Raw genomic sequence first — 11,011 nt, 5'->3', positions numbered from 1 at the left:
TAGTTTAATAGTATGCTCAAGGTTCTACTAATAGATGATAATCCTGATATCCGTACTCTAGTGATTCGTTTTCTCAAACGAGAATTTATAGACTTAGAAGTTAAACATGTTATTGATGCTCCCAGTTTTGCCCAAGCATTGACTCTCAATAATTTTGATATTGGAATTATTGATTATCAATTATGTTGGAGTGATGGTTTAACCATTTTGAGCGAACTCAAAGGCACTTTTCCAGAACTTCCTGTTGTCATGTTTACAAATTCTGCCACACAAGAAGTAGCAATAGAAGCGATGAAAGCGGGTTTGGATGACTATGTAGTTAAATCTTCTAATCATTATATCCGTCTGGTTGCAGCAGTTAAAAACGCTTTGGAAGGTGCTGATTATAAGCAGAAATCGGCATGTTTAGAAATTCGTTTGCAGTCATTATTAAATAGATTAAATGTGGGTGTATTTCGCTCCACATTAGCAGGAAAACTACTGGAAGCAAATTCCACTTTTTTAGATATTTTGGGAGTGGAAAATATCAGCCAAGCCCAATCATTAAATTTACACGATTTTTTTTCCCCATTGCCAGAACGAAGACAATTATTAGAAGAACTACAACAACAAGGGCATATTTATGGACAAGAAACCCAATTACAGCAAGTAAATGGAAATATGATTTGGGTGAGATGGAACAAAATTATTACTCAAGAAGGACAGGAAATGTTTGTTGATGGATTAGTAGAAAATATTAGCGATGTCTACGACGAGCTTCGCTTACGCAAGCAATTAGAAAATGCTCAACAACAGACTACAATCCAATTAGCGCAAGTAAATCGTCTCAAAGATGAGTTTCTCACAACCTTATCCCATGAATTGCGAACTCCCTTAAATGCAATTTTGGGATGGTCTAATATTCTCCGCACTAAATTAGTCGATACAGGAACATTAGCTCGTGGAGTTGATGCGATTTTTCGGAATGCCAAACAACAGTTACATTTAGTAGAAGACTTGTTAGATACCTCCAGAATCATTAAAGGTAATTTAAAGCTAAATATCAGAAATATTGACCTCCGCACAGTAATTTCATCCACCATTGAAGTCATAAATCCTGCTATAGAGGCTAAAAATATTAATATTGATGTTAAGTTTGACTCAAATATAGACTTTATATTTGGTGATAGCGATCGCTTACAACAAATCGTCTGGAATCTGCTTTCTAATGCCATTAAATTTACGCCATATGGTGGAAGGATACAGGTAAATTTATCCAGGGTAGAAATAACTAACAAAGAAAAAAAGGGATTATTTCTATGTCCAACAAAATATGCTCAATTAAAAATTAGCGACAACGGGATGGGAATAAATAAAGATTTTTTACCCCATATATTCGATCGGTTTATGCAAGCAGATGGTTCTAGCACTAGAAGCTATGGGGGTTTAGGGTTAGGACTGGCGATTGTTCGGTATTTGGTAGAATTGCATGGTGGTAAAGTTTGGGCAGAAAGTTTAGGGGAAAAACAAGGAGCAACTTTTATTGTGCAAATTCCCCTAATCTCCAAACAAAAATTTGCCGATCGTTCGACATTGATTAACCCTATTATTGCTAATCAAGGAATCATCGAAAATACTTCCATATTGCAGGGGTTACGAATTTTAGTAGTAGATGATGAAGCAGATAGTCGTGATTTACTCACTTCAATCCTGACAATTTACGGAGCTAATGTCATAACTGTATCCTCAGTTGCCGAAGCAATAGAAACCTTAAACTCATTTATTCCAAATGTGCTACTGAGTGATATTTATATGCCAGAAGTTGATGGTTATCATTTAATCCAGCAAATCAGGAGGTTAAATAATGACTTGTCAAAAATTCCTGCGATCGCAATTTCTGCTTATACTCACGAGGTAGAGGAAAAAAAGATTCTGAATTCAGGATTTCAAGTATATATGCCAAAACCTTTTGTTCCTGATGCATTAGTCGGAACAATTGCTAAATTGACAGGACGAGAATGATAAATTATGTTTATTTTGAATTAATCAGGAAAATATACCATACAACCCGGTAGGGGCGAACGGTTGTTCGCCCTTTTATTATGTTGTTGTTCGCCCCTTTATTATTTTTTGGTCACATAAACGGTCTAAATGACATGTTTGTAATTAAGATTTTTTGTTATCCCCAGGTATCTTTGGGCGAACAACCGTTCGCCCCTACAATAATTAAACATCAATATTTATTTGTTCTATCTGCCTAGCAGCTTTATCCCAAAGCTTTGCTAAAGCCTCATCTTGCCAATGAACCCTCAAATTTTCTGCTTTTTTGTGGGATATTCGCTCCAACATCTCCAATACTGTGGCTAATGTCAACCGATCGACAAATACTTCCAAAGAATCCATATATTCTTTCGTCATAACACCAATCTCCCGCTTATTTACTAGATATCTTCCAGATTAAGTTTAAAACTTGAGAATTTTGTGAGGATTACTATTTTTGAGGTAATTCACCAAAAAAATCATAATATTCCAACGCTTCCAAAATCCCCCACGCATATTCCCCCTGGGCAAAGTAAATCTGAGGATAACCGCGCAATTTTTCGATTTCCTTGCTATAGTTACCAACCACAGCAGCCAATGTATTCCCCGCAAGCATAGATTCATCATTTCCAGATGCCCCAGCAACCAAAAACCGTTTCACAGGTAATCCCCATTTCAAAGCAACATAACGAATAGCATCTCCCTTAGAAGCCCGAATTGGTAATAGATCGAGATACATATCGTGGCTATAAATTCCCCTCACATAAAGTTGCTGTTGACGCAGATGGCGAATAATATCTCGGAAACTAGGAGCTTTGCTGGCATCGACAAAGTAACTAATCTTAAACTTGCCTTGGGCATCTGCTGGTTGCAATTCGACTCCGGGAATTTCCTGCATCGCTGCCCGAATTGCCTTTGCTTGCCAATTACTACCGATGTGTTTTTGCCAAGTTGTATCTGTGGCAATCTGCGGACCATAATATATTTCACTTCCAGCTGCTGCAATCAGCAAATCGGGCATGGGAAATCGCCATTCCTCTAACATACTTAAGGTACTTTCCAAACTCCTACCTGTAGCAATTCCCACCCCCGTAGTATGTCCCTCCTGATTAATTCGCTGAATTAACTTGTACAGAGCTTCCTGGTCTCCCAATAGGGTATTATCAATTTCGCAAACGAGGAAACGGTCAGCCGTTGGTAAGCGGTTTTTATCAGGGATGTGCCAGTCTGGATTTGCTTTACCTGGAGACTCCCGGAGCGGACTAAGGAGCGATCGCACTCGTCGTTGGGGAAATTTACGAACTTGCTCTAAGTAGGTTTCAACATGACTATCCCAGGAGAAATGTTTGCAGACATTAAGCAAACCATTACTAGACCAATGTTGCCATTTTTCTGTATCTGTTAATACTGTTCGCAGTGCATTTTGAATATCTTTAATATTCAGGGGGTCGATTAATAAACCATTCTCACAAGCGGCGATAATATCCTGTGGTCCCCCATCAGCAGTAGCAATAATTGGTGTACCAGATGCAGCAGCCTCAATCAAAGTTAGCCCAAATGGTTCTGTCAGGGCTGGATTAACGAAAACTCCCCGTGTTTTTGCTGTCAAACGATATAAATCGGGCACATCATCAGCATTGTGGTGTTTGGGATAGGCAATATGACCGTAAAGGTCATAGCGATCGATTAATTGCAGTATCTCCATAAATACCTGCCTTGGTCCCGATTCCATCATGGCAATGTCATCCCGTTTTCCGAGGACAATTACCAGGTTTGCCAATTGACGTAGTTCTGGGTCTTGAGCATAAGCTTTAATTAAAGTACTGACATTTTTCCGTATCGCTGGACGGGAAATCGCCATAATCATTGGCTTTTGCGGCTCTTTGAGAAAGCGATTTAATTCCTTTTGAATTGGTGGATTTTGCCAATCATCGGTTGCTGGGTAAAAATTTTCTAATCTCACACCAGGAGGAATCACCACCATGCGTTCGGGTTGATAGCGATCGTAAATGCTGTATTGTTCCTCAACCTCTTGATGAGTACTGGCAATTACTAATGCAGCACTCCCAAGGGTGGTTTCCTCGGCTTCAATCCGCGTACTAATATGAAAGTTGTCTTCTATAACTTCTTGCTTAGTTCCCTGTTCTAATAACTTTTGCTGCTTTACCCGTCCCAGAGAGTGACCTGTATGCACCAAGGGAATTCCCAACCAACTAGCAACCAGACAGCCTACATACCCAGCATCGGCATAATGGGTATGAATAACATCGGGAATTCTGCCGACTTTGCGAATATGCCTAAGTAACTCATCTGCAAAAGTATCTAAATGCTGCCAAAGAACTTCCTTACGCAGATACCGACGTGGACCACAGGGAATACGGATAATTTGGGCTTTTTCTGAGAGGATTTCCACTGGTTGAGCGTAATCGGGGCTGACCTTTGGGTCATTAATTAAACGAGTAAATAGGTCAACCCGTTGTACCTGGGGGTTTTTGGCTAATGCACAGGCAAGTTCGACCACATATTTTGTTTGTCCACCTGTGTCAGCATCTCGTCCCAATTCCATATTATCCCTACGAATTAAGCCATGAACGCTGACTAGTAGAATATACAACCCGGAACTATCTGACATTTTGTCTTTCCCTCAAATTACTAATTCGGTTCTCCAAGCAAGACAATTGAACTTTTCAACCCTTTAATTACCTCTGTTGTCACCTCGCTAACTGCTAAACCTCCAGTGGTACGATACCTTATGGAACGTAACACTACTAAATCATAATTTGTGGCTTCCTGAATAATTATTTTCCCAATATCATCGCCTTTTACTGTTTGAATATTAGTCTTTACTTGTAATTTACTTTTAGAGGCAACATCCAATAGTTTTGACTCGAACAATTCCACTTGAATCCCTGGGGTTCTGGGGTTAGAAATGTGTAATAAAACCACTTCTGCTTGATTGACATCGGCTAAAATTTGACTAAACCTAATGGCACTGATTGTTTGACGTGTTAAGTCTCCAACGGGTACAAGAATTTTTTTAAATGTTGTCGGACTACTTAAAAGACGGGTAACAGCCACCGGACAGTGGGAAGACCAGAATATGCTATCAATTATATTACCAAATAAGCGTGACCGGAAACCGATATTTTTAGACCAACCTAATACTACTAGATTTGCATTTTGTTCGCGACTAGTGCGGCTAATCCCTAAAGCTATATCATCATCAATCCGAATCACTGGCGATACTTCAACATCAAATTCTTGACTAATTTCTCTTGCTAAATCTAATCTTTGCCGACTTTGTGCAAGTCCCATTTGTAATAGGGGATTGTCCATTTGGGCATGTCCTTTGGTGATTGCTAATGGAACCATTTTACCTGATTCATGACGTGCTAAAAGCGCTGCTATTTCTAATAAATGACGTTGAGTTTGTGGGTTATAAATGGGAACTATGACTGTAAAAATATCGTTAATGTTTTCTGCCAAGTTATTCTTTTCATTACCCCACCAACTCAATAATTTTTTATCAGCTAGGTTAGCTTGGGGAACAGTCAGAGAACTGGCAAATCTGGATGTGATCATCGGACCAATAATAGCAGTGATGAGCATTAATACGATAATACTATTTAAAACCGACTCATTAATCAATCTTTCATTCGCAGAATTAACAGTTTGATAAGCGACTAATGCGGCTGCTAATGTTGCTGCAACTTGTGGTAAAGACAGCGACCACATAGTTAATAGCTCGGTATTATTGTAACTGTATAAAAGTTTAGCTAGATATGCCGCAATGAATTTACTACCAATCAATGCGATGACGATCGCAGCAGTAATACCGATTGAACTCAAAGTTCTGATAAATGCTGGAATATCAATTAATAATCCCATATCTATAAAGAAACAAGGGATAAATAAAACGCTACCAATAAACTCTATTTTTTCTTTAACAGGGCTACGTCCCAACACATCATTGACAGCTAAACCAGCTAAAAATGCACCGACAATTTTTTCAACCCCAATAATTTGTGCGCCAACTGATGCTAAAAATAATGCGAGCAAAATGAATAAAAATTGGTTACTTTGTTCGTCACCAGTACGTTTAAAAAATTCTTTACCTGCCCAATCAAAACCAAATAATACAATAGCTGAATAAATTGCTAATCCAGCTAGTAAAGTTAGTAAACTCAGGGGTGTAAATTCTCCACCATGAATTCCTACACAAACAGCCAGAACTAACAAAGCACCTGTGTCAGTAAAAATGGTTGCCCCAATTGTGACTGTTACTGCTTCATTCCCCACTACTCCCAAACGGCTGATAATTGGATATGCAAGGAGTGTATGGGAGGCAAGTAAAGAGCCAATTAAAACAGAAGTATTCCAACTAAAATTGAATAATCTGCCGACAAAAATCCCAGCAATGAGAGGAAATAAAAAAGTTAAAATTCCAAACCCGATTGAGCGGTTCTTCGTTTTGCGAAATTGTTCTAAATCAATTTCTAATCCGGCTACGAACATCAGATAAATCTTGCCAATATCTGACAATAGCTTAATTGTATCAGATTCGGGATTAAGCAGTTTTAACCCACTACTACCTAAAATTACACCTGCCACAAGTAAACCGACTAATCCAGGTAGTTTTAGTCGCTCAAATAGTGGTGGAATTGTAAATATGACTATTAAAAGAATTGTAAAGGAAATAATCGGACTATTAATTAGCATAGTGGTGTTCTTATTTATCTTAAAAGTTCTATCTAATATTGATATATACCAAGAACGGTTCAAAATTGAACTTCTCGAATGCTTATTAGGCTTTGTTTTATTAGCTTTTGCCTAATAGCTAATAGCTAACCGCTCAGAGTATAACAGTGTAACACTTGGGTGCGATCGCGATTATCTCCATTGGTATTTGATTATAATTTTTCGCTAATTTTCATATTTGCTTATATTTGCTTATTCATATTTGCTTAGATTAGAGAACCACCTCCATCAATCCAGACTTCAGTACCTGTGATGAATCTAGATGCATCTGAAACTAGAAATAAAACTAATTGAGCCACATCTTCACTAGTTCCTGCTATATTTTCTGTCAATGGAATATTATCTTTAACGAAGTTTGCCAAACCAGGAATCCAATCTAAATGACGCTTAGTAGTACTTTCATTAATACCAGTAAGAATTCCACCTGGACAGAGAACTCACCCCAACCTTCGTTATTAGTTGTGACGGGTTCGCTGATATTTTCGGTGATATCAATGTCTGAGGATAGATATTATCTTATTTGAAGATGGTGTAATCTCACTGCTTACAGTATTTTTGATTGACAATTTACAGTATATGTGTTTTTGTAATTAGCGATCGCACCTCAATATCTGCGTGATAGCTGCAACTAATTTGTCTGGTTCTACTGGTTTTGATATGTGAAGAAGAAACCCAGCAGTTAAAGCCTGTTTTTGGTCGTATTCCCCAGCATAGGCAGTAAGTGCGATCGCTTTTGGTTGGACTAGACTTGTTTTCACCTGTCGCATCAATGCATAACCATCCATTTCCGGCATTGCAATGTCACTCACCATGACATCGGGGGTGAATTTTGTCAAAACCTCTAATGCTGTAAATGCGGATGTGGCTGGAGTCACAATTGCCCCTTCCTGTTCCAACACAAAGACAATAAAATCTCGCGAATCTTTATCGTCATCTACAACTAAAATTTTTATCCCCTCAAGGTTCCGTAAGTTCGGATCGATTTCATTCCAGTTCTCTTGCATTTTTTTACCCCCATGCACTTCTAGCAAAGGTAGTTGTAATGTAAATGTACTTCCCTGTTCTTCCCCTGGACTATCGACAGTTATTGCACCACCATGCAATTCTACCAATTGCTTGGCAATTGCTAGTCCTAAACCCAAACCACCAAATTTTCTGGTGGTAGCACTGTCTGCTTGGCGAAAATATTCAAATACATAGGGTAAAAATTCACTGCTAATCCCTTTTCCTGTATCGTCTACTGTGATTTGAGCATAGTTGTTGATTTTTTCTAACCGCACTTCGACTCTACCACCCACTGGGGTAAATTTAATCGCATTACTGAGAATGTTCCAAATAATTTGTTGTAATCTAGTGGAGTCACCCATTACTTTAAATTTGGGATTGGGAATGGGATTTTCAGATTGCCTGTCCAATCTCTTCAATTCGGAATTGTTGATTGTGAATATTAAATCGATTGATTTTGCTTCTGCTGCTAAACGAATTGTTTCTAAGGCATTATAAATAATTGATTCTAAATAAACTGATTGAATATTTAAACTGAATTTTCCTTGTAATATTCGGGAAATATCTAATAAATCTTCAATTAATTGGGCTTGCAATTTGGCATTGCGTTCAATAATCGTTAAAGCTTCGATAGTTTTTTCGGGTTCAAGTTTACGGGTTAGGAGAATTTTTGACCAGCCTAAAATGGGATTGAGGGGCGATCGCAATTCGTGGGATAATACTGCTAAAAACTGGTCTTTGATCTGGTTTGCTTCTTCTGCTTGGGCACGGGCTGCTTTTTCTTGCACTAGTAGTCTTTCCCGTTCGGCTTCAATTTCCTTATGCTCGGTAATGTCTTCTGCAACACCAGCAATGCGAAAAATTTTCCCGAATTCGTCACAAATAGGATATTCTTTCGTTTTCACCCAACGAATTTCCCCATCGGGACGAACAATGCGATATTCTGCATTTAGTCCAGTTTCGTTACGAACTCGTTCCCTAACAGCTGTTAATACTTGTGAGCGATCGTCTGGATGAATTAGCTCAAACCAAGCATCTGAGCGTTGATATAAAATCTCACGAGAGCATCCAGCAATGAGATCGTAAGCTGGGCTGACATACAATACTTGGGTAGCATCGGGAGAGGTTAACCAATAAATTTCGTCAATGTTTTCTGTTAATTGACGAAATTGTTCTTCACTTTGTCGTAAAGCAATTTCTGTACGTTTCCGTTCTGCAATTTCTTGCTGCAATTTCTCATTTGCTTCTGTCAGTTCATTGGTACGTGCTGCAACTAATTCCTCCAAATGATTTTGATATGTTCTCAATTTTTCCTCAGCTTTGAGCTTTTCAGCAATTTGCCCTTGCAGTGCTTGGTTTACCTGTTCGAGTTGGGCTGGACTCGGTAATGCTAAGGCTTGAGGTACTAAGGGAAATAGTTCTATGGCAGTAATGACCGAAATCATGGCTGTGATGGCTTTGAGGCTTCCCGAAACCCAATACACTGGATGCCAAAGTGTCCAGACTTCCATGATATGTGTAGTGCCGCAAGCAATTATAAAACCAGCAAACAAAAGGAAAATCCAGTTAAAAGGTAAATCACGTCGTTTACGGACAAAGTAAAATAAGGTAATGGGAATTGAATAATAAGATAGGGCAATCAGAGAGTCGGATAGGATGTGTAGCCACACTAGGTTGTTTTGCCAAAGATAACAATGTCCGTGGGGAATAAAAGATTCTGAACTAAAAAAACTAATCCAAAATTCCTTTACCATAAATCCTCTCCATTATCTAATTTTATTGTTCAAATTTTATAAATTTCTACATTAGACATCTCCGAAAATTAGTCATGTTTTATACATTTTCAGTATAAAGCTATACATAATTTATTAAACTAAATCCTTGATAAATAAGGATTGTTTCTATGGAGCTTCATGTTGAATTGGTATTATCCATAACTATTATAGAGACTACGAAGTTGCTGGACAGAAAGGTTCCGTAAATTTAGGTCAATCTCACCCAGTTTCCCCTGTATTTTTGTACCCCTATCAACTTGTCGGAGACATTAATTTTACCATGATTTGTCACATCAGCTTTTAAGCAAATAAAACATCCTTCGGAAGATAGGTATTTAATAATCTTTAGTATCTATTAAATCTATCTCCAAACTTCTGTAGAAATAGCTATATCTCTTTCGATAGAACAGAATTTAAATTCTATAGACTGTTCTGAGGATGGATAGACTTAGACTGTTATATTCACATAGAATTTGTTTGGTGAATACAAATAACTACCAAGAAGGTTATTGCATAATCTATCTATTTGCATAAATTGAGGTTTAATCATGGATAAAATTCGTATAGCTCTAATTGAAGACCACGATTTAACTCGTATGGGTATGCGTGCTGCTTTAGCCAAAGAAGAGGATATTGAAGTTGTTGGGGAAGCTAGAAATGCAATATCTGGTTTAAAGTTACTTCAGTCTACTCAACCGGATATTGCTATTATTGATGTGGGTTTGCCGGATATGAGCGGGATTGAATTAACGCAGAAATTCAAAAATTCTCAGGATGCAGAATCGACCGTGCAAACTAAAATTTTAATTATGACGATGAATCAAAGTGAAGATACTGTTCTAGCGGCTTTTGCAGCTGGTGCAGATTCTTATTATATGAAAGATGCGAGCATTGAAAAAATGGCTGATGCGGTGAGAATTACACACTCAGGGAATTCTTGGATTGACCCACTAATTGCGAGAATTGTATTAGATAAAAGTAAAAAAAATATAGTTTCAGATACTAAAGTTTCGGACACTATTGTAATTAATAGCTTGTCTCCAGAAGAGAACCAAATGTTAGTATCCTATCCTCTAACTACGCGGGAATTTGATGTTTTAAATTTAATTGTAGATGGATGTAGCAATGGTGAAATAGCTGAGAAACTTTACATCACAGTTGGTACAGTCAAAACCCATGTTCGCAATATTTTGAATAAATTATGCGTGAACGATCGCACTCAAGTTGCCGTTCGAGCTTTGCGGGCTGGATTGGTTAAATAAAGTAATTGCAAAGTTAAACATACAGCGCATTTCATTTGGGTGAGGTACACTCTCATCTGCATTTATCCGCGTTTATCCGCGTACCCTACGGGTAGGCACGGAGTGACTTCCAAAGGTAGCCGCATTAGACGAGCGTACATCGGAGAGGTTGCCGTAGGCTAGCGAGACTTCTCGCAGAGTAGCGTCTATATC

The 11,011-nt window shown here is 38.2% G+C and carries 7 protein-coding genes; 2 read left to right on the top strand and 5 right to left on the bottom strand.

What is annotated here, in order from left to right; genetic code table 11:
* The first annotated feature begins 12 nt into the window (after window positions 1-12).
* The gene (locus CK510_RS18380; RefSeq protein ID WP_095723085.1) at window positions 13-2,001 is read left to right on the top strand and encodes a response regulator; all 1,989 of its coding nucleotides are present in this window, start codon (window positions 13-15) and stop codon (window positions 1,999-2,001) included.
* Window positions 2,002-2,205: 204 nt separating this feature from the next.
* Here CK510_RS18380 and CK510_RS18375 read toward each other — a convergent pair whose 3' ends face one another.
* The 5 genes from CK510_RS18375 to CK510_RS18355 all read right to left on the bottom strand — a co-directional run bounded on the left by CK510_RS18375 (window position 2,206) and on the right by CK510_RS18355 (window position 9,536).
* Complete coding sequence (locus CK510_RS18375) at window positions 2,206-2,397, bottom strand: hypothetical protein (RefSeq protein WP_095723084.1); 192 nt, start codon at window positions 2,395-2,397, stop codon at window positions 2,206-2,208.
* 73 nt (window positions 2,398-2,470) lie between these two features.
* Window positions 2,471-4,651 (bottom strand): HAD-IIB family hydrolase, encoded by a 2,181-nt coding sequence (locus CK510_RS18370; protein WP_095723083.1) that lies wholly within the window; start codon window positions 4,649-4,651, stop codon window positions 2,471-2,473.
* Between the two features lie 20 nt (window positions 4,652-4,671).
* A complete protein-coding gene (locus CK510_RS18365) occupies window positions 4,672-6,738 on the bottom strand; it encodes a cation:proton antiporter domain-containing protein (RefSeq protein ID WP_095723082.1) in 2,067 nt (688 codons plus the stop codon).
* A gap of 245 nt (window positions 6,739-6,983) precedes the next feature.
* On the bottom strand, window positions 6,984-7,196 hold the full coding sequence (locus CK510_RS18360) for an SDR family oxidoreductase (RefSeq protein ID WP_281257053.1): 213 nt from the start codon (window positions 7,194-7,196) through the stop codon (window positions 6,984-6,986).
* Window positions 7,197-7,367: 171 nt separating this feature from the next.
* Window positions 7,368-9,536 (bottom strand): hybrid sensor histidine kinase/response regulator, encoded by a 2,169-nt coding sequence (locus CK510_RS18355; RefSeq protein ID WP_095723081.1) that lies wholly within the window; start codon window positions 9,534-9,536, stop codon window positions 7,368-7,370.
* 569 nt (window positions 9,537-10,105) lie between these two features.
* Here CK510_RS18355 and CK510_RS18350 point away from each other — a divergent pair.
* Window positions 10,106-10,819, top strand: a complete 714-nt coding sequence (locus CK510_RS18350) for a response regulator (protein WP_095723080.1) — start codon at window positions 10,106-10,108, stop codon at window positions 10,817-10,819.
* Window positions 10,820-11,011 lie beyond the last annotated feature (192 nt).

The organism is Brunnivagina elsteri CCALA 953, assembly GCF_002289455.1.
Lineage (GTDB): Bacteria > Cyanobacteriota > Cyanobacteriia > Cyanobacteriales > Nostocaceae > Brunnivagina > Brunnivagina elsteri.
This window is presented reverse-complemented; position numbering and strand designations above follow the sequence as displayed.